Source organism: Mesorhizobium sp. WSM3868, from assembly GCF_002294785.1.
Taxonomy (GTDB): Bacteria; Pseudomonadota; Alphaproteobacteria; order Rhizobiales; family Rhizobiaceae; genus Mesorhizobium.
Genome location: NZ_NSGB01000008.1, coordinates 184421 through 201930 on the forward strand (window position 1 = coordinate 184421; position 17510 = coordinate 201930).

At 64.5% G+C, this 17510-nt stretch carries 21 protein-coding genes; 11 read left to right on the top strand and 10 right to left on the bottom strand.

Features of this window, described 5'->3' with window-relative positions; all coding sequences use genetic code 11:
* The first annotated feature begins 54 nt into the window (after positions 1 to 54).
* Entirely contained in the window at positions 55 to 1014 is a 960-nt protein-coding gene (locus CK221_RS15625) for a LysR family transcriptional regulator (protein ID WP_095778341.1), read from the top strand.
* Between the two features lie 6 nt (positions 1015 to 1020).
* Here the strand turns inward: CK221_RS15625 and betI are convergent, their stop codons facing one another.
* On the bottom strand, positions 1021 to 1632 hold the full coding sequence (gene betI / locus CK221_RS15630) for a transcriptional regulator BetI (protein WP_095778401.1): 612 nt from the start codon (positions 1630 to 1632) through the stop codon (positions 1021 to 1023).
* Between the two features lie 108 nt (positions 1633 to 1740).
* Here betI and choX point away from each other — a divergent pair, with 108 nt between their 5' ends.
* Together choX and CK221_RS15640 are read left to right on the top strand one after the other, a co-directional pair.
* Complete coding sequence (choX, locus tag CK221_RS15635; RefSeq protein WP_095778342.1) at positions 1741 to 2679, top strand: choline ABC transporter substrate-binding protein; 939 nt, start codon at positions 1741 to 1743, stop codon at positions 2677 to 2679.
* A complete protein-coding gene (locus tag CK221_RS15640) occupies positions 2676 to 3512 on the top strand; it encodes an alpha/beta hydrolase (RefSeq protein WP_095778343.1) in 837 nt (278 codons plus the stop codon). Before choX ends, CK221_RS15640 begins: the two co-directional genes overlap by 4 nt.
* On the opposite strand, the gene CK221_RS15645 is transcribed toward CK221_RS15640, so the two are convergent.
* Complete coding sequence (locus tag CK221_RS15645; protein WP_348628440.1) at positions 3513 to 4394, bottom strand: NIPSNAP family protein; 882 nt, start codon at positions 4392 to 4394, stop codon at positions 3513 to 3515. It lies immediately after the preceding gene.
* Between CK221_RS15645 and CK221_RS15650 the strand changes: the two genes are divergently transcribed.
* Positions 4387 to 5058 (top strand): TetR/AcrR family transcriptional regulator, encoded by a 672-nt coding sequence (locus CK221_RS15650; RefSeq protein WP_245430654.1) that lies wholly within the window; start codon positions 4387 to 4389, stop codon positions 5056 to 5058. The two genes, CK221_RS15645 and CK221_RS15650, sit on opposite strands and share 8 nt — an antisense overlap.
* Positions 5059 to 5092: 34 nt before the next feature.
* Here the strand turns inward: CK221_RS15650 and CK221_RS15655 are convergent, their stop codons facing one another.
* On the bottom strand, positions 5093 to 5686 hold the full coding sequence (locus tag CK221_RS15655) for a hypothetical protein (protein WP_095778345.1): 594 nt from the start codon (positions 5684 to 5686) through the stop codon (positions 5093 to 5095).
* A gap of 144 nt (positions 5687 to 5830) precedes the next feature.
* Between CK221_RS15655 and CK221_RS15660 the strand changes: the two genes are divergently transcribed.
* Positions 5831 to 6964 (top strand): metallophosphoesterase, encoded by a 1134-nt coding sequence (locus CK221_RS15660; protein ID WP_095778346.1) that lies wholly within the window; start codon positions 5831 to 5833, stop codon positions 6962 to 6964.
* 125 nt (positions 6965 to 7089) lie between these two features.
* On the opposite strand, the gene CK221_RS15665 is transcribed toward CK221_RS15660, so the two are convergent.
* Both CK221_RS15665 and CK221_RS15670 read right to left on the bottom strand, forming a co-directional pair.
* On the bottom strand, positions 7090 to 7269 hold the full coding sequence (locus CK221_RS15665) for a CsbD family protein (protein ID WP_082980650.1): 180 nt from the start codon (positions 7267 to 7269) through the stop codon (positions 7090 to 7092).
* Positions 7270 to 7435: 166 nt separating this feature from the next.
* Positions 7436 to 7615, bottom strand: coding sequence for a CsbD family protein (locus CK221_RS15670; RefSeq protein WP_082953881.1), 180 nt, complete (start codon positions 7613 to 7615; stop codon positions 7436 to 7438).
* Between the two features lie 141 nt (positions 7616 to 7756).
* On the opposite strand from CK221_RS15670, the gene CK221_RS15675 reads away from it, so the two are divergent.
* From CK221_RS15675 to CK221_RS15690, 4 genes are all read left to right on the top strand, one after another.
* A complete protein-coding gene (locus CK221_RS15675) occupies positions 7757 to 8077 on the top strand; it encodes a metalloregulator ArsR/SmtB family transcription factor (protein WP_067001113.1) in 321 nt (106 codons plus the stop codon).
* Positions 8074 to 8856 carry an SRPBCC domain-containing protein gene (locus CK221_RS15680; RefSeq protein WP_245430655.1) on the top strand — a complete coding sequence of 261 codons (783 nt, stop codon included), beginning with the start codon at positions 8074 to 8076 and terminating at the stop codon, positions 8854 to 8856. The genes CK221_RS15675 and CK221_RS15680 overlap by 4 nt, the downstream gene beginning before the upstream one ends.
* Positions 8857 to 9052: 196 nt before the next feature.
* Complete coding sequence (locus CK221_RS15685; RefSeq protein WP_095778347.1) at positions 9053 to 9472, top strand: YkgJ family cysteine cluster protein; 420 nt, start codon at positions 9053 to 9055, stop codon at positions 9470 to 9472.
* A 164-nt stretch (positions 9473 to 9636) separates the two neighbouring features.
* On the top strand, positions 9637 to 10248 hold the full coding sequence (locus CK221_RS15690) for a LysE family translocator (RefSeq protein WP_095778403.1): 612 nt from the start codon (positions 9637 to 9639) through the stop codon (positions 10246 to 10248).
* Positions 10249 to 10889: 641 nt separating this feature from the next.
* On the opposite strand, the gene groL is transcribed toward CK221_RS15690, so the two are convergent.
* The 3 genes from groL to CK221_RS15705 form a co-directional block, all read right to left on the bottom strand.
* Entirely contained in the window at positions 10890 to 12542 is a 1653-nt protein-coding gene (gene groL, locus CK221_RS15695) for a chaperonin GroEL (protein WP_095778348.1), read from the bottom strand.
* Between the two features lie 69 nt (positions 12543 to 12611).
* Positions 12612 to 12908, bottom strand: a complete 297-nt coding sequence (gene groES, locus CK221_RS15700; RefSeq protein ID WP_010915433.1) for a co-chaperone GroES — start codon at positions 12906 to 12908, stop codon at positions 12612 to 12614.
* A gap of 224 nt (positions 12909 to 13132) precedes the next feature.
* The gene (locus tag CK221_RS15705; protein WP_095778349.1) at positions 13133 to 13933 is read right to left on the bottom strand and encodes a methyltransferase domain-containing protein; all 801 of its coding nucleotides are present in this window, start codon (positions 13931 to 13933) and stop codon (positions 13133 to 13135) included.
* A gap of 73 nt (positions 13934 to 14006) precedes the next feature.
* Between CK221_RS15705 and CK221_RS15710 the strand changes: the two genes are divergently transcribed.
* Complete coding sequence (locus tag CK221_RS15710; RefSeq protein WP_095778350.1) at positions 14007 to 14858, top strand: hypothetical protein; 852 nt, start codon at positions 14007 to 14009, stop codon at positions 14856 to 14858.
* On the opposite strand, the gene CK221_RS15715 is transcribed toward CK221_RS15710, so the two are convergent.
* The gene (locus CK221_RS15715; RefSeq protein WP_095778351.1) at positions 14855 to 15616 is read right to left on the bottom strand and encodes an SDR family oxidoreductase; all 762 of its coding nucleotides are present in this window, start codon (positions 15614 to 15616) and stop codon (positions 14855 to 14857) included. The genes CK221_RS15710 and CK221_RS15715 overlap by 4 nt on opposite strands.
* 106 nt (positions 15617 to 15722) lie before the next feature.
* On the opposite strand from CK221_RS15715, the gene CK221_RS15720 reads away from it, so the two are divergent.
* Positions 15723 to 16622, top strand: coding sequence for a LysR family transcriptional regulator (locus CK221_RS15720; RefSeq protein WP_095778352.1), 900 nt, complete (start codon positions 15723 to 15725; stop codon positions 16620 to 16622).
* A 206-nt stretch (positions 16623 to 16828) separates the two neighbouring features.
* Here CK221_RS15720 and CK221_RS15725 read toward each other — a convergent pair whose 3' ends face one another.
* Entirely contained in the window at positions 16829 to 17455 is a 627-nt protein-coding gene (locus CK221_RS15725; RefSeq protein WP_095778353.1) for a TetR/AcrR family transcriptional regulator, read from the bottom strand.
* Between the last annotated feature and the right edge of the window lie 55 nt (positions 17456 to 17510).

Sequence of the window (17510 nt, forward strand, 5' to 3'; positions counted from 1 at the left end):
CCAGCGTCGCGTGGGCGATGGAAATCGAATGATCATATGGACTGAATTGATGCGATGAATTTGAACGCGCTCGATCTCAACCTGGTGAGGGTGCTCGACGCGCTTTTGCGCGAGAAAAGCGTGACGCGCGCCGGCGAGCAGATCGGCCTCAGCCAGCCTGCGGTGAGTGCCGCGCTCAACCGCCTGCGGCAGACGCTCAACGACCAGCTCTTCGTGCGGCGCGGCAACGACATGGTGCCGACGCCCCGCGCCGAAAGCCTGGCCGAGCCTGTGCGTGCCGCGCTGCGCGAGATCGAGCGTGCTTTCCAGCCGGCGAGGGACTTCGATCCGGCAAGGCTGGAGCGGACCTTCACCTTCATGGGCGCGGATTTCTTTTCCATGCTCCTGATGCCGCCCTTTGCCGCGCGCATCGCGGCGGTGGCGCCATCAGTGTCGTTCCGCTTCCTGGACAGCGCCATCGGCGACGTCTCGAAACTGTTGCAGGAAGACCAAATCGACGTGGCGCTGGAGCGTCCCTTGGAAGTCGCCGAATGGGTTTCCAGTCTGCCGCTGTTCGGCTCGCCCTTCGCCGTCATCGCGGCGAAGGGCAATGCAGCGCTCAATCGGGCCGGCATTGCCGAAGGCGAGCAGGTGCCGATCGATCTCTTCTGCGAACTGCCGCACGCGCTGCGCTCCATCGACGGCTCGATGTCGGGCTTCACCGATGACGCGCTGGGCAGGATGGGCCGAACGCGCCGGGTCACGCTTGCCTTGCCGCATTTCCAGGCCGTCGCGCTGGCCGTAGCGAGCGGACCCTATCTGGCGGCCGTTCCAATGCAGTTCGCGGCGGTGGCGGCGAAATCCTTGCCGCTCGGCATCTACCAGGCGCCAATCTCGATTCCCTCGCCGGCGGTCAGGATGTACTGGCACGCCCGCCATGACGACGAGGCGCCGCATCGCTGGATCCGCGAGCAGATCCTGGTGGAAGTCGAGGCGCTCGGGTTCCGCAACCTGGAGGATGAGCTCGGAGAGTAGACTCTGTTATCCGGCCGCCAGGCCGATGGCCGCGGGCTGGCGCAGCGCGAGCCGCCCCGCGACATAGTCCTTGACCTGGCGGACCGCCTGCGCGCGCGAGACGCTGCCCGGCTGCAGGCCAAGCCTGAGCCACAGCCCGTCGATCAGAGCGGTGACGCCGAGTACGATCTCCGCGGCCAACTCCGGCGATGCGAGGCCGCGCAGGCCGGACAACAGGTTCGAGCGCATGCGCGCGTGGATCACTCGCTGGATGCGCGCCAGCTTCTCGTCGCGCGGCACCTCGGCGCAGAGCGACAGCCAGGCGTGGCAGAGCGGCGGCAGGAAGAGGTGCTCCTCGAAATTGCCCTCAATGACCGCGTCCAGCCGCTCCATCGGCGTTCGCGCGCGCTTGAGCCGCGCCACCACCGCGTTGCACAGCACGGCATTGGCTTCGCGCATCGCGTGCTCGAACAGTTCCTGCTTGTTGCGGAAATAGTGCAGCACGATGCCCTTCGAGGCGCCGGCCTGGGCCGCGACCTTTTCCAAGGTGGCGCCGGCAATGCCCTCGCGCTCGAGCACCGCAAAGGCCGCTTGCCGCAACTCCTTGCGGCGTATGTCGCTGAGACGTGTGAGCTTCACCGGAGAGATCCATGTTTGCGAATCCATGTTGACATTTTCGCCCGCTCAGATCAATCATTGACCGATGGGACAATAACATGACCAAAGGGTCAACAGAGGAGAACCGGAATGGTGCGCTTGCTTGCGAATGGCGTCTGTCTCGCTGCCTTGATGGTGGCCGCTCAAACCGTTCAGGCGGCCGAGGCGGAGGAATGCAGGGTGGTGCGAATGGCCGAGCCCGGCTGGAACGATCTCGCCTTCACGACGGGCGTGGCCAAGGTCCTGCTCCAGGCGCTCGGCTATGAGCCGCAGAGCGACGTGCTTGGCATCAACGTCATCTACGAAGGCATGAAGAACAAAGACCTCGACCTGTTCCTCGGCTACTGGGATCCGGCCATGGTCACTTATTACGAGCCGTACAAGAAGGACGGCTCGATCGAGAATGTGCGGGTCAATCTGGTCGGCGCCAAATACACCTTCGCCGTGCCGACCTACGTCTGGGAAGCCGGCGTCAAGGACCTCTCCGACCTGCACAAATTCGCCGACAAGTTCGGGAAGAAGATGTACGGCATCGAGCCCGGCTCAAATCAGCTGATGATGGATGCCATCGCCGATCCTCAGTTCCAGCTCGACGGCTGGCAGGTGGTCGAATCGAGCGAAGCCGGCATGCTCTCGGAGGTCGGCTACGAGATCAAGGAGAAGCAGTTCATCGTCTTCCAGGGCTGGGCGCCGCATCCGATGAACACGATGTACGACTTCAAGTACCTGACCGGCGGCGACAAGTTCTTCGGCCCGAATTTCGGCGCCGCGACGGTGACGACCCAGGTGCGCAAGGGATTCCTGCAGGAGTGCCCGAACGTGGCGCAGTTCCTGAAGAACCTTGCCTTCGACATCGATCTGGAAAATGTCGGCATGGGCTACCTCATCAATGACGGCATGAAGCCGGAGGAAGCGGCGCTTAAGTCGATCACGCTCAACAAGGATCGTGTCGACGCCTGGCTTGCCAGCGTCACCACCTTCGACGGCAAGCCCGGCCTCGCCGCGGTCAAGGAAAAGCTTGGACTGTGAGGCCCGCGGCCTTGGATCTGTCGGGACAGGGGGGCGAGCAGGACGCCTGGGCCGGCCGCAAGCGATTCGTCGATGTCGGTGGCCTCGACCTCGCCTATGTCGAGGTCGCCGGCTCGGAACCGCCGCTCGTCCTGGTGCACGGCTTCACCGACACCAGCCGCAGTTTCTCGTTGCTGGCGCCGCATCTTTCCGCGCGGCGGCTGATCATGCCGGACCTGCGCGGCCATGGCGCCTCGCAGGCGGGCAGGGGCTTTGGCATCGCCGATTTCGCCGACGATGTCGCCGGGCTGATCCGCAACCTGCGGCTCGCCCGGCCGGTCGTTCTCGGCCATTCGCTGGGTGGCATGGTCGCCATTGAGGTGGCCGCGCGGCATCCGGAACTGGTCGGCGGGCTGGTCGTCCTGGCCGGGGCGCTGAAGGCAGATTTCGCGCCGGACCATCCGTTGGTTGCCGGCGTGGCGGAACTGCGCGACCCGATCTCGCCGACTGATCCGTTCTACGACTGGTGGCACGCCTGCGGGTCCGGCGTGCCGCGGGCCCTTCTTGCCGGCCTGGCGGCGGACGCTTCGGCGATGCCGGCGGCGCGCTGGCGCGCCATTCTCGAAGAAATCCGCCGGACGGATCTGACCGCGGCGGCACCGGCCGTGCGGGTCCGGACGTTGATCATTGCCGGCGGGCGCGATCCGCTTTTTGGCGAAGCGCACCAGCAGACCATGGCGCAGGCCCTGACCGGATCACGTCTCGTCTGGGCGCAGGACTGCGGCCACAACCCGCATTGGGAAGACCCGGCCTTCGTCGCCAAGGCAATAGCCGACGTGCTGCCAGCCGAGTGACTACCGCAACAGCGATCGGGCCGTAGGCGTGAGGCGCAACGTCTCTGCCGGCTTCGTCGAAGCAGCCTGCATGGTTTGGCGAACCGCCTGCCATGCCGGGGAAGCGCCGAGGGCGTTCCGATACTTCGCATAGGCGTCGCCATCGTCGAAACCAACGACGACGATGACGACATTTTCGCCGGCTCGCACCTGCAGCCGCGGAAAGGTGTTTTCGGCATGCTCGCTGTCGAAGGCGCCGAGCAGCCGGCCACCGCTCGCCGTCAGCTGCGGAACCATTTCCGCTTGGACGCGCTCGGCGAAGTCAGCTTCCATGCCCCGGCGCAAATGATGAATCGAAATCTCAACAATGCCGTCTAAGTGAGGCTGCGCACTTTTGCTTTCCCCTTCGCTCACGGTCGACCGCTCCCGCTTCGACAGGTCGAAGCCGGCGTCCGGCCATGCGGGCTTCAGCAACAGCACGTCGTCGGAATCGATCATCGTCGCATTGGCGGCGTTGCGATGCTCGGCCCACACCGGGCCGTCATAGAAAGCGGTGAGCGCTTTCCTCCTGGCCTCCATGTCGGCGAAGCCGCGCAGCCAGACGAACATGTCGGGACGGTCGAGGTCGCGGAACTGGCCGATGATGGTCATGCCCGCGGCTTCCTGGCTCTCGATGAACTCCCGGTCGAACAGCGCGATAAGCGTTTCGCGCTGGCCGGGTTTCAATTTGTATTGCCTGAGCTCCACGATCGGCGACGCAAGGCGGGAAGGTCTGTTCATGGCTAGACTCTCGAAAACAGGGTGTTCATCCTGTTTATAAACAGACCGGTTGTCCTGTTTTGTCAATATGCTACGTTCTTCCCCTTCTCTCCCACGGGGAAAGGTGGAGGTGGCGATGCGCAAGAAGCGCACTAACGATCCGCAGGGCATGCGGCGGCGCGTGCTCGACGTGGCGGAAGATTGCTTCCAGGCGCGCGGCTATCACGCCTCGAGCCTCGGCGACCTGATGGCGGCGGCCGGCGTCACCGGCGGCGCGCTGCACCACCACTTCCCGACCAAGAAGGCGCTGGCGCTTGCGGTGATCGAGGAGCGGGTGGCGGCCGCGGTTGAGGAGACCTGGATCGAGCCGGTGCGGGCGGCGCCTTCGGCGCGCAAGGGCGTGCGCGCCGTGTTTGAGGCGGTAGCGGCCGCGCTCGAGCAGCAGGGCTATGTGCGCGGCTGCCCGCTCAACAATCTGGCGCATGAACTGTCGCTCGCCGATCCCGATTTCCGTATTGCGTTGGCCGATATCTTCGCCGGCTGGCGGCGGGCGATCGCCGACAAGGTGCGCGCCGATCAGGAGGCCGGCCGGGAAGGTGGGACCGATCCCGACCGCTTTGCCGCGCTGACGGTGGCGGCTTACTCCGGCGCCATGTCGATGGCCAAGGCCGAGCAGGATGCCGGTGTGTTGCGGCAGTGCCTGGAGGGTTTGGAGCGGGTCGAGCCCCCCGCCATCACAGAACGGTTCGCCCCCCAGACGACGCCGCAGGGTGGTGCGGCAGCAGGCAATCCGCTGATGCCGGTATGAGGATCATCTTAAGTCCCTGACTGAAAGGCAGCCTTCACTCCCTCAGCGGCTTGATCGTCTCGAACCCCACTTCGCTCTGCGCGCTCGTCCCCTCGTCGTAGCGCCGCGCCAGCACCGCTTGCAGGTCGGGCGAATAGAGCGCGGTGAAGCTGTCGATCACCGTGCCGGAATCGCCGGTCAGCGTCTCTTTCACCGTCAGCACCGTGTATTTGCAGTCGCCCAGCTTGTAGGTGTCCTTGCCCTTGACGCTTAAAGCCAGTGTTTCGGTGCCCTTCGGCGCCTTCTTCGCCGAAAGCCGCACGAACTCGGTCTTGCTCTTGGCACCGGCCTTCAGCGGGAAGAGCTTTTTGAGGTCGCCGAGCGGGATCATCGACAGCCGGCCCGTGTCGCTATCGCGGAAAATCTCGATCAGCCCGGCGTAGAGATATTGCGTCTGCGGCGATTGCGACTGGTAGTTGTTGGCGACCGCGGCCATGCCGCCCGGCGCCGGCCGGAACTCGCTGCGGATGCCGGGCTTCTCCAGCACGAAGCCGGCCTTGGCGGATTTGGCGTCCACGCAGTCGGCCGCCTCGGCGGTGCCGGCGAGGGCAAGCATGGCGAGGGCCACACAGGTCGTCACGGGTTTCATGCCTTCTCCCCTGGAAATGTGTTCTGGAAGGAATGACAGACCCTCTCTGCGCTGTCGACCCAAGTGCCCTTGACGAATTCAACCAATGCTTGAAAAGAGGCGCCAATCTGGACGATCCGGCAGTGAAAATGTTCCAATGGCGCGATGATGAATCGCCGATCCTCAGCATTCTTGTCCCGGCGCGATCTCTTGGCCCGGGCGGCCGGCCTTGCCGCGACCTGCGCCCTGCCGGACACCAGCTTCGCCCAGACCGGCCAGCCTATCCAGCCGATTGACGCCACCTTCCTGTTCATCGCCGATATCCATGCCTGCCGGATGGCGACCGGGCTCAGCCCGCATTGCGAGCAGGAGGGCAAGACCGACGCGGCATTGCTGCGCAATGTGGCGGCGCTCAACGCAATCGGCGACAAAGAGTGGCCGGCCGAGATCAGCGGCGCCGCCACCGGCCTGCGCTCGGCCGGCACACGCATCGGCACGCCGGTCGGCCTCGTCACCGGCGGCGACATCACCGATGACGGCGGCGGCCAGATCACTGAGCCGAGCGAAGGCACACAGCTTCTGCAGTTCAGCCAGCGTTACCAGCAAGGGATCGGCCCTGATCGCGTGCATGTTCCGGTCTATGTCGGGCTCGGCAATCACGATCTCGACCAGAATGGACCGACGCGCCATGTCGACTGGTACCGTCGCGAGATGCGCGATTATGTCGAGGTCAACCATCGCCCCGGCGTCTTCTTCAAGCCGCCGGTGCCGGCGACCAATTACGATGTCGATACCGACTGCTATTCCTGGGACTGGGGCGGGCTGCACCTCGTCCAGACGCATCGCTTCGCCGGCGACACCGGCCATGACGCGATAGGCAGCCTGCCATGGCTGAAGCAGGATCTGGCGACCTATGCCGGCGACGGCCGCCCGGTGATCCTCTTCCAGCACTATGGCTGGGACACCTTCTCGGTCGAGCGCTGGGATCCAGTGAAGCGCACCTATGGCGACGACGGCGCCGGCCGCCCGCATTGGTGGGGCGACGCCGACCGCCAGGCGCTTGTCGCCACGCTGAAGGGTTATAATGTGATCGCCATTTTCCACGGCCATCAGCACGCAGTGCCGATGATCTACCGGCGCGACGGGCTCGACCTCGTCAAGCCGAAGGCGGCTTTCATGGGCGGCTTCGCGCTGGCGCGGGTGACCGATGACCACATGGACGTGGTCTTGGGTGAGGCGGCCGGCGACCATGGCGAGGTCGTCTTCACCAACGCCTTCGCCAAAAGCTGGGCCACCTGAACGGAGAAGCCGGGGTAGAGTTGCGCCAGGCCGTTGTTCGAGCTGTTCTGCGGTCTTGGCGCGGTCGGCGCTCAAACGACGAACAGGCCGGCGCGCGGGTCGGCTATGGCCCTCGCGGCTATGGGTCAGAGCGCCTTGCGAGCCTTGTCCTTCACGTCGCCGTAGGCTTGGCGCACCCTGCCGGCGATTCTTTCGGACATGCCTTCCACCTGCAAGCGCCGGCTGCCGGTGGCCTTGCCGGCCGCCTGCTTCAGCCTGCCTTTTACCTGCTTGGCGATGCCGGCAACTTGATGCCTGTTCACCATATCCGCATCTCCTGGGCCTGGAATAGGAGCGGGATGCGCCAACCGCATCCGCCACGACAACGAACGGGCAATGTTTGAGTTCCGTGCGGCCTGCCGCATCACGCCGCTGTCGGCATGACGGACAGCCCGTGCCGGGCGTTCGAGATCTGACCGCGGGGCCTGCTGGTCACATCGCCTTTTTGAGCATGGCTTTCATGTCGCCACAGGCCTTCTGCACCTGGCCTGCCGACTTGTCCGCCATGCCCCTGATTTCCATCGGCCGGTTGCCGGTGGCCTTGCCTATGGCTTGCCGGATCGAACCTTTGATCTGCTTCGCCAAGCCCACTATTTGGTCCATGTTCACCATCTCCGCATCTCCCGGAGATCCAATTCGCGAGGAGAAACGGGGCGGAGTGCTTCGCGGTTCCGTTGCGCCAAAGCACACCGGTCGAGGAGAATTGACCGGCGACCGAATTCGGCATAATATGTAACCAAATGGATACGCATTATGCCGCAGGCTGAGCACGACCGTTCCGTCTTCCGCGCCATCGCCGATCCGACGCGGCGCGCCATCCTCGACCGGCTGCGGCAGGGCCCTGCGCCCGTCAACGAACTGGCGTCCGCCTTCTCGCAGAGTCGGCCGGCCATTTCCAAGCATCTGAGGATACTGCGCGAGCTCAACGTCGTTTCCGAGCAGCGGCAGGGCCGCGAGCGAGTCTACCGGCTGGAGCCGGCGGAATTGAAGGATGTCGCCGACTGGATCCTGCCTTACCGCGACTTCTGGCAGCACAGCCTCGGCAATCTCAAATCCTACCTGGAGAATGAATGATGGCCATCCAAGACAAGCCGCGCGCGATCGCCGACATTTCCGCCGGTACCATCCTTGCCACGGTGACGATCGCCGTGCCGCCGGAGCGCGTCTTCCGCGCCATTACCGCTGAGGACCAGATCCCGCTCTGGTGGGGCGCAGACAACATGTACCGGACGACGAAGCATACGGCCGATGTCCGGCCGGGCGGCGCCTGGCGCTCGGAAGGCAAGGGCGCAGACGGGCAGGACTTCCATGTCGCCGGCGAGTATCTCGAGGTCGAGCCGCCGCATCGTCTGGTGATGACCTGGAAGGCGCCCTGGGACGGCGATAACCTCACCACCGTCACCTATACGCTCGAAGCCGTCGAGAACGGCACCCGGCTGACGCTGCGCCATGACGGCTTCGGATCGCGACGGGACTCCTGCCGCGATCACGGTTCCGGTTGGGAGCGCGTGCTGGGCTGGTTGGACGAATTCCTTGCCAAGGAGACCGATGCCAGGTCGGCTTCGGTCTTCCATTGCCGGCTGATCCCGCCGCGTCCGGATTTCGCCTTCACCCTGACTGAGGAGGAGCGCGCGCTGATGAATGCGCATGCCGACTATCTGCGCGGTCTGCTTCGTGAAGGCAGAATGATGATTGCCGGCCCAGTCGCCGATCCAGCCGGACCGTGGGGGCTTCTGATCCTGCAGGTCGGCACGGAAGCCGACGCCAGGGCGGTTACCGAAGGCGACCCGGTGGCGCGTTCCGGCCGCGGCTTCCGCTATGAAATCCTGCCGATGATGAGCACGATCATGTAAGGCGAATGGAAAACGCCTCTCGCGCTTTTTCAGGGCGCGGGAGGCGTCTTTTGTTATCAGCTTTTCTCGATACTCGTGAACTGCCGACAACAGGGACAAAACCGCCAGCCGGCAAAAGGGTTCCCGGCAAAACAAAATTTTTTGCTCGGCCGGATGCGACGCATTTCCCGGCTCCGTGCTAAAGGCACTTGCCAGCATGAGGATAGCCTTGCCGCACGACCGACCCTGCCCGACCCTGCTTGACGCATCAGCCGCCTTCGACTGTCAGAGCTGCGGCGCCTGCTGCGCCTATTCGGCGGACTGGCCGCGCTTTTCGACCGAAGAGGATGCCGAGCTCGACCGCATCCCCGACGAGCTGGTCGCGACCGACCTGTCAGGCATGCGCTGCGAGGACGGCCGCTGCGCCGCGCTTCGCGGCGAGGTGGGCAAGCAGACGGCCTGCGCGATTTACGAAGCCCGCCCGCATGTCTGCCGCGCCTGCATGCCCGGCGGCGACGACTGCCTGATGGCAAGGGCCGCCCATGGGCTGGCGGCGGAACTGCCAATCTCCCCCCAAGTGGGGGAGATGGCCGCGAAGCGGTCAGAGGGGGTCGTCTCACATAAATCGCCAACGTGATCGCGTCGGGAAACGGCCGCGCTCTACACGAGGCGAGCCCCCTCTGTCGCCTTCGGCGACATCTCACCGCAAGGTGACCTAAGGGGGAGATTACTCTCTCCCCCGCTTGCCCACACTCGGACCTCCCGATACCTTCCGCGCCGGGCAGGGCCGTGGAGGAAACTGTGAGCATCGAATTCCTGTTGACGTCGCTGATTATCGTCGCTTCGCCCGGCACCGGCGTTCTCTACACGCTGAGCGCCGGCCTCTCGCGCGGCGCTCGCGCCGCGATCATCGCCGCTTTCGGCTGCACGCTGGGCATCATCCCGCACATGGCGGCGGCCATCACCGGCCTTGCCGCGGTGCTGCACACAAGCGCCGTCGCCTTCGAGACGCTGAAATATCTCGGCGTCGCCTATCTGCTCTACATGGCCTGGATCACGCTGAAGGAGAAGGGCGGTCTTGCTCTCGATCAGAACGTCGCGCCACGCTCTGCCCGAAAGGTGATCACCTCCGGCATCCTGATCAACATCTTGAACCCAAAACTGTCGATCTTCTTCTTCGCCTTCCTGCCGCAATTCGTCAGCACCACCGAGCCGCACGCTTTCGTCAAGATGCTGGAGCTGTCCGGCGTCTTCATGCTGATGACCTTCCTTGTCTTCGTCGTCTACGGCGTGTTCGCGGCTTCGGTGCGCAGCCATGTCGTGTCGCGGCCGATGGTGCTGACCTGGATGCGCCGCACCTTCGCCGGCGCCTTCGTCATGCTGGGGGCCAAGCTGGCGCTGGCGGATCGGTAAGCGAACCGTGATATAGCCCATCGCCTCGACTATCGCCCGTCCGCGACGCGGATCGGGTTGACGCAGGGATGGCCGAGCGCTGGCGCTGCTGATCTCCCTCCTTGAGGGGGAGATGTCGCCGAAGGCGACAGAGGGGGTCGCCGCGCGTTGGAGCGCCAGCGCCTTCGTTGCACGGGAGTCGTCCCCGGAGCCTTATGCGCGGGACCCCCTCTGCCCTGCCGGGCATCTCCCCCTCAAGAGGGGAGATCGGCTGTTGCGCAGGCCTTCGCCAATCGCAACAGTATAGAAGCCCGCCTTTGGACCGGCTGCCCGCATGCCAAAACAAAAAGGGCGACATGTCTGCCGCCCTTTCCATATTCGCTATGGGACCGGACTTCTTAGAAGTCCATGCCGCCACTCAAGCCCGCTTGCGGGCTTGAGCAATGTTAGTTGATGGGCGTGCTTTATGGAGTTCTGGTTGCGAATGATCTTGTCCGAAAAGTCTGCAACTTTTCGGGATCATTCGTCAATTAGAAGTCCATGCCGCCACTCAAGCCCGCTTGCGGGCTTGAGCAATGTTAAATGATGGGCGTGCTTTATGGACTTCTGGTTGCGAATGATCTTGTCCGAAAAGTCTGCAACTTTTCGGGATCATTCGTCAATTAGAAGTCCATGCCGCCCATGCCGCCCATGCCGCCGCCAGGCATGCCGCCCGGCATACCGCCGGCGGCTTCCTTCTTCGGAGCCTCGGCGATCATGGCTTCGGTGGTGACCAGCAGGCCGGCGACCGAGGCCGCGTCCTGGAGAGCGGTGCGGACGACCTTGACCGGGTCGACGATGCCCATGGCGATCATGTCGCCATATTCGCCGGTCTGGGCGTTGAAGCCGAAGGTCGCGCCCTTGTTCTCGAGGATCTTGCCGGCAACGATCGAAGCTTCCGCACCAGCATTGGCCGCGATCTGGCGAGCCGGAGACTGCAGCGCGCGGCGCACGATGTTGATGCCGGCAGCCTGGTCGGAGTTGACGCCGGTTGCCTTGAGGTTGGCCGAAGCGCGCAGCAGCGCGACGCCGCCGCCGGCGACGATGCCTTCTTCAACGGCCGCGCGGGTCGCGTTCAGAGCGTCGTCAACGCGGTCCTTCTTTTCCTTGACCTCGACTTCCGTCGCGCCGCCGACGCGGATCACCGCGACGCCGCCCGCGAGCTTGGCCAGACGCTCCTGCAGCTTCTCCTTGTCGTAGTCCGAGGTGGTCTCCTCGATCTGCTGCTTGATCTGGGCGACGCGGCCCTGGATCTCGGCCTTCTTGCCGGCGCCGTCGACGATGGTGGTGTTCTCCTTGGAGATCGACACCTTCTTGGCGCGGCCGAGCATGTTGAGGCCGACATTCTCAAGCTTGATGCCGAGGTCTTCCGAGATGACCTGGCCACCGGTCAGGATGGCGATGTCTTCGAGCATGGCCTTGCGGCGGTCGCCGAAGCCCGGAGCCTTGACGGCGGCGATCTTCAGGCCGCCGCGCAGCTTGTTGACGACCAGCGTGGCCAGAGCCTCGCCTTCGACGTCTTCCGAGATGATGAGCAGCGGCTTCGAGGTCTGAACGACCGCTTCCAGGACCGGCAGCATGGCCTGCAGGTTGGAGAGCTTCTTCTCGTGCAGCAGGATGTAGGCGTCTTCCAGATCGGCGACCATCTTGTCGGCGTTGGTGACGAAGTAGGGCGAGAGGTAGCCGCGGTCGAACTGCATGCCTTCGACGACTTCCAGCTCGGTCTCGGCGGTCTTGGCTTCCTCGACGGTGATGACGCCTTCGTTGCCGACCTTCTGCATCGCTTCCGCGATCATCTTGCCGACCGACTCGTCGCCATTGGCCGAGATCGTGCCGACCTGGGCGACTTCCTCCGAAGTCTTGATCTTCTTGGCGGCCTTGCCGAGAGCGGTGACGACTTCGGTGACGGCGAGGTCGATGCCGCGCTTCAGGTCCATCGGGTTCATGCCGGCGGCAACGGCCTTGTTGCCTTCCTGGACGATCGCCTGGGCGAGAACGGTCGCGGTGGTCGTGCCGTCGCCGGCGATGTCGTTGGTCTTCGAGGCGACCTCGCGAACCATCTGCGCGCCCATGTTCTCGAACTTGTCTTCGAGCTCGATCTCCTTGGCGACGGTGACGCCGTCCTTGGTGATGCGCGGAGCGCCGAACGACTTGTCGATGACGACGTTGCGGCCCTTCGGGCCGAGGGTGACCTTCACCGCGTCGGCGAGGATGTTGACGCCGCGCAGCATGCGCTCGCGGGCATCACGGGAAAACTTTACGTCTTTTGCAGCCATTGTAAGCTCCTGGCAGGGGTTCGGGTCGAACCCGCAGATTCAAGATTCAGTTGACGGTGAGGCCGATGTTCAGCCGATGATGCCCATGATGTCGGATTCCTTCATGATCAGAAGGTCCTCGCCATTGAGCTTGACTTCGGTGCCGGACCACTTGCCGAACAGGATGCGGTCGCCGGCCTTGACGTCCAGCGGCACGAGCTTGCCGCTTTCGTCGCGGGCGCCGGAGCCGACGGCGATGATCTCGCCTTCCTGCGGCTTCTCCTTCGCCGTATCCGGGATGATGATCCCGCCGGCGGTCTTGGATTCGGATTCGACCCGGCGAACGACCACGCGGTCATGAAGCGGGCGGAACTTGGACTTTGCCATGTTGTCTTCCTCGAATGAGAACGGTGAGAACTGTTCCTCCATCCGGCGAGGCCGGATATAAGTTAGCACTCACCAAAGGCGAGTGCTAACGTGGCGCTGAGATAGGCTGGTGGCTTCCGAGAGTCAAGGCGCGCGGGGAGGGGCAATGGCGCAATTTTTCTCAGGCGGAGCCCTGGGCGGAAATGCGGTGGCTGCGCGAAGCGTGGGCGAGCAATCCAGCTCGTTTAGTCCAGGCGCTTCGGCGAGCGCAACACCAGCAGCGGGCAGCGTTCGGCCAGACCGTATGTGCCGCTAGAGGTCAGCCGGAGATCGTCGAAGAAGGTCCGGGCTTCCTCGATGAGCGCTGCCGCGGGGGCGAAACCGTAGACGGCGGACGAGTTCCGGTAGACGTCTATGGTTCCGATGACCGGCAGTTCCCATCCGGTTCGGGCCGACAGCTCCTCGCGGTCGGGAAACACCCTGTCGAAGTGTTCGAGGATGGCTTTGACCGGGATCGTGTAATCCGGCGCGTCGTCGATCGCGGTCATGGCCACGCGCCATTTGAGCTCATGGAAAGTCGAGACGCCGCCGCTTAGCGCAAGATCGCGGACATCCTTCGGGTCGTCCGGCGTTGCGGGAGAGGCGTAAAGCCTGATGCCGGCGCGGCCGTCGGACTTGAGCGCGCGTGCGATCGACGCAAATAGCGTGCGCCTGAGGCCGGCGGCGCCGATGACCGAGAGACATCCGTCGCCGATCAGCGCCTCGACGCTTGCATCGGCGAACGGCAGATCGAACCAGTCGCCCTGCACCGCCTTGCGCGTATCGGTGTCGCCCGGCCAGATGCCGGCAATCATGTCCGAAGACTCGTCGACCGCCGTCATCGTGGCGCCGAGCCCGGCGAGCTCGGGTGTCACGCCGAGCATCACGACATCCGACGGGGCAAGGCCGAGCTCGCGATCGTAGGTTTCGATAACCTCCGCCGGCGGCCGCAGGGGTGAGCCGAGCAACTGCCAATGTTTGCGAATTGCATTCCAATGCTCGGTCATGCAAACCCCAGCCCGGTAGCGCGTTGTATCCGATCGAATAGTGGACGACGCTTGATAGGCCAAGTGGGGAACAATGGCACGCATCGCCGTCATCACGCATGAGTTCGACCGCTTCCAAAGCCGGCGCGGGCTGCTATGGCGCCGGGACAGCCCGTACATGCTCTTCGATCTGCTGGAGGAACTGAAGAGGCGCGGCCATTCGGTGCAGGTCCTCAGCGGCACGTCGGCGAAGCCGGCCGCCGATATCGCGGTGCTGCATGTCGACGCGACGGTTACGTCGCCCGATTATGTCGAGTATGCCCGCGCCTTTCCCTTCTGCCTCAATCTCGGCGCCGCCGACATTTCCAAGCGCCGCATCAGCGGCGCCGTCGTCGGCAAGGACGACTGCTGGAAGGGACAGGTTATCGTCAAGAGCAGCCTCAACCATCGGGGAACGCCGGAACAGCAACTGAATCGGCGCGCGCGGCGCGCCGGCAAGCCGATGCCGTTTCCCGGCGTCGAATCTTTCGACCAATACCAGATCCATGCCTCGCTCGCCGACGTTCCGGCCGAGCTGTTCGGACGCGAGGATCTCATTGTGGAAAAATTCATTCCCGAGCCTGAGCCGGATGGCTTTGCCGCTCGTTTCTGGCTGTTCTGCGGCGAGCGCGAGCGCTGCACACGCCATGTCTCGCCGCAGAGCCTGGTCAAGGGCGACGACACGATCCGTCGCGAGGCGGTTCCCGTACCGGACGAGCTTCGCGCGCTAAGGCGCAAGCTCGGCTTCGACTACGGAAAGTTCGATTTCGTCATGCATGAGGGCAGGGCGGTGCTGCTCGATGCCAACAAAACGCCCGGACGCGCCCGCAATCTGTCGAGCTTCATCGCCGCCGGCAATGCCAATCTTGCCGACGGCTTCGAAGGGTTGATCCGCCAACACGCTTAGATATTCATGCCGCCCGAGACCTCGATGCGCTGGGCGTTGACCCAGCGATTGTCCTCCGACAGCAGCGAGGCGATCATCGGCCCGATATCGTCGGCGACGCCGGCGCGGCCGAGCGCCGTCATGCCAGCCACGACGCGGTTGATCTCGGCGTCGTCGCGCACATGGCCGCCGTTGAAGTCGGTGGCGATGGCGCCGGGCGCCACGGTGTTGGCGGTGATGCGGCGCTGGCTGAGCTCCTTGGCGAGGTAGCGCGTGAACACCTCGATGCCGCCCTTCATCATCGCATAGGCGGCCGAGCCCGGAACCGAGAAGCGCGCCAGCCCGCTCGACACGTTGACGATGCGGCCGCCATCGTTGATCAGCGGCAGCAGCGCCTGGGTTAGGAAGAACACGCCTTTGAGATGGATGTTCATCAGCGTGTCGAATTCCTCTTCCGTGGTCTCGGCGATCGGCTTGCGCAGGCCGGTCCCGGCATTGTTGACGAGATAATCGAAGCGGTCGCGCTGCCAGGTTCCCTGAAGCGTCTTTCTCAATGCAGCGGCGAAAGCCGGGAAGGTGGCAACGGCGCCGGCGTCGAGCTCGAGCGCCGCGGCGCGGCCGCCGGCGGCCTCGATCTCGGCGATCGCCGCCTTCGCCTCGTCGGCGCGCGAGCGGTAGGTGAGGATGACGTCGACGCCTTTGCGGGCGAGGTTGAGCGCGGTGTTGCGGCCGAGGCCGCGGCTGCCGCCGGTGATGAGGGCAATGGGGCGAGTGGTCATGGTGAAAATCTCCTTCTTGGCGATGGTGATCCATATACTCGCGCGAATGACCGATATAATCTGGGTCGGACTGCCAACTCTATTCAGGATCTGCGAACAATCAGCGATGGACAGGTTCGACAGCATGCGGCTCTTCACCCGCGTCGTGGAACGGCGCAGCTTCACCGCGGCCGCCGCCGATCTCGGCTTGCCGCGCTCCAGCGCCACCGCCGCGATCAAGCAGTTGGAGGAGCGGTTGGGCGTGCAGTTGCTTCGCCGCACCACGCGCCACGTCACCACCACGCTCGACGGTGAAGCCTATTACCAGCGCTGCATCGGCATCCTGGCCGACATCGAGGATGCCGAGGGCGGCTTCGGCGCGCATGAGGTGCGCGGGCGCCTCAGCGTCGACGTCAACGGCCATATGGCGCGCACCTTCCTGCTGCCGGAACTGCCGGCGCTGCTCGCCCGATATCCGGGCGTGACCGTGCATATCGGCGAAGGAGACCGCCTCGTCGACCTCGTGCGTGAAGGCGTCGATTGCGTCATCCGGGCCGGCACGCTTCCCGACAGCGACATGATCGTGCGGCGTCTCGGCATCGCGCGCGAAATCACCGTCGCCAGCCCCGCCTATCTCGACCGCCACGGCGTGCCGCGCACGCCGGACGACTTGGCTGGCCACATGATGATCGGCTTCGTGTCGTCGCGCACGAGGCAGGTGATGCCGCTGGAATTCACCGCCGACGGCGTGGTTCGCGAGATCGTCCTGCCGTCGCGGGTCACGGTCGCCAATTCGGACACGAGTGCTGCGCTGGTCCGGCTGGGCTTCGGGCTGTTCCAGGCGCCAAGGCTCCGATATGCGGACGACCTCGAGGCAGGCCGGCTGGTCGAAGTGCTTCCCGATTTCCCGCCGACGCCCACGCCGATCTCGGTGCTCTATCCGCCGAGCCGGCAGTTGTCGCCACGGGTCAGGGTGTTTGTCGATTGGCTGGTGGAGATCCTGGGGCCGAAGCTGGATGCGGGGTAAGTTGGCAATCGCGGAGGGGATCGTATCCAGCGGTCGTCATCCTAGGGCGGAGCAAGGAGCGAAGCGACGCGCGCAGACCCTAGGATCCATGCCGTGACGCCAAGGCGTTGCAAGGATTGCAGAATTCTCCGCCGTTGCGCTCTATAAGGGAGGTCACGGCATGGATCCTCGGGTCAAGCCCGAGGATGACGACCGTTAGGGCATGCCTACAAAAACAGCCGCAACTGCGCGTGGATGATCGACCGGTAATCCTCGATCGTGCGCCGGCCTTCCGCCTCGTCCTGCGTCAGCGCCAGCCGCACGACGCCGCCGGCGAGCTGAAAGATCAGGAACACCACGCGCCCGAACGCCTCGCGCTGTTTAGGCTTCAGCATCGGCGCCACACGGTCGCAGAACATCTTCGCCTGATGCCGCGTCTCGGCGATGTCGAGATGCTGCAGCGCCTTGTCGGCCTGGATCGCGTTCTGCAGATCTTGGATCGCCGGATCCGCCGCGACACGGCCGTAGTAATCGTCGAGCAGCCGATCGGCTGCAGTGGTCACGTCATCCACTCCCCGGATATCGGCGATGATCGCGCCGAAGCGAGCCCGGCTCTCCTCCGAGAAACGCTCGTAGAGCATCGCCAGGATCGCCGACTTGCTTGGAAAATAATGATAGACCGTGGCGATCGGTCCGCCGGCCAGCGCGCCGACTTCCTTCATCGTGACCGCATCTATGCCCTTCTCGCCGATCAGCCGCATGGTCGTGGCGAGGATCGCGTCGATACGCTCGCGGCTGCGCTCTTGCTTGGGCCTGCGTCTGGGTTCCGTCGCCGTTTGCCTTGCTTGCCTCATCTCGCGCGGGCGTCGTGGATTCTCGGTTGACAGGAAACTGATCAAGTATCAGTTT

What these genes read in the sequence shown, in the direction of transcription:
- CK221_RS15725 (WP_095778353.1), bottom strand. Translation starts at nt 17,455, where the DNA reads ATGAGGCAAGCAAGGCAAACGGCGACGGAACCCAGACGCAGGCCCAAG.
- CK221_RS15685 (WP_095778347.1), top strand. Translation starts at nt 9,053, where the DNA reads ATGAGGATAGCCTTGCCGCACGACCGACCCTGCCCGACCCTGCTTGAC.
- CK221_RS15705 (WP_095778349.1), bottom strand. Translation starts at nt 13,933, where the DNA reads ATGACCGAGCATTGGAATGCAATTCGCAAACATTGGCAGTTGCTCGGC.
- choX (WP_095778342.1), top strand. Translation starts at nt 1,741, where the DNA reads ATGGTGCGCTTGCTTGCGAATGGCGTCTGTCTCGCTGCCTTGATGGTG.
- CK221_RS15670 (WP_082953881.1), bottom strand. Translation starts at nt 7,615, where the DNA reads ATGGTGAACATGGACCAAATAGTGGGCTTGGCGAAGCAGATCAAAGGT.
- CK221_RS15625 (WP_095778341.1), top strand. Translation starts at nt 55, where the DNA reads ATGAATTTGAACGCGCTCGATCTCAACCTGGTGAGGGTGCTCGACGCG.
- CK221_RS15680 (WP_245430655.1), top strand. Translation starts at nt 8,074, where the DNA reads ATGATGGCCATCCAAGACAAGCCGCGCGCGATCGCCGACATTTCCGCC.
- CK221_RS15660 (WP_095778346.1), top strand. Translation starts at nt 5,831, where the DNA reads ATGATGAATCGCCGATCCTCAGCATTCTTGTCCCGGCGCGATCTCTTG.
- CK221_RS15655 (WP_095778345.1), bottom strand. Translation starts at nt 5,686, where the DNA reads ATGAAACCCGTGACGACCTGTGTGGCCCTCGCCATGCTTGCCCTCGCC.
- CK221_RS15675 (WP_067001113.1), top strand. Translation starts at nt 7,757, where the DNA reads ATGCCGCAGGCTGAGCACGACCGTTCCGTCTTCCGCGCCATCGCCGAT.
- CK221_RS15665 (WP_082980650.1), bottom strand. Translation starts at nt 7,269, where the DNA reads ATGGTGAACAGGCATCAAGTTGCCGGCATCGCCAAGCAGGTAAAAGGC.
- CK221_RS15650 (WP_245430654.1), top strand. Translation starts at nt 4,387, where the DNA reads ATGCGCAAGAAGCGCACTAACGATCCGCAGGGCATGCGGCGGCGCGTG.
- CK221_RS15715 (WP_095778351.1), bottom strand. Translation starts at nt 15,616, where the DNA reads ATGACCACTCGCCCCATTGCCCTCATCACCGGCGGCAGCCGCGGCCTC.
- CK221_RS15720 (WP_095778352.1), top strand. Translation starts at nt 15,723, where the DNA reads ATGGACAGGTTCGACAGCATGCGGCTCTTCACCCGCGTCGTGGAACGG.
- groES (WP_010915433.1), bottom strand. Translation starts at nt 12,908, where the DNA reads ATGGCAAAGTCCAAGTTCCGCCCGCTTCATGACCGCGTGGTCGTTCGC.
- CK221_RS15710 (WP_095778350.1), top strand. Translation starts at nt 14,007, where the DNA reads ATGGCACGCATCGCCGTCATCACGCATGAGTTCGACCGCTTCCAAAGC.
- groL (WP_095778348.1), bottom strand. Translation starts at nt 12,542, where the DNA reads ATGGCTGCAAAAGACGTAAAGTTTTCCCGTGATGCCCGCGAGCGCATG.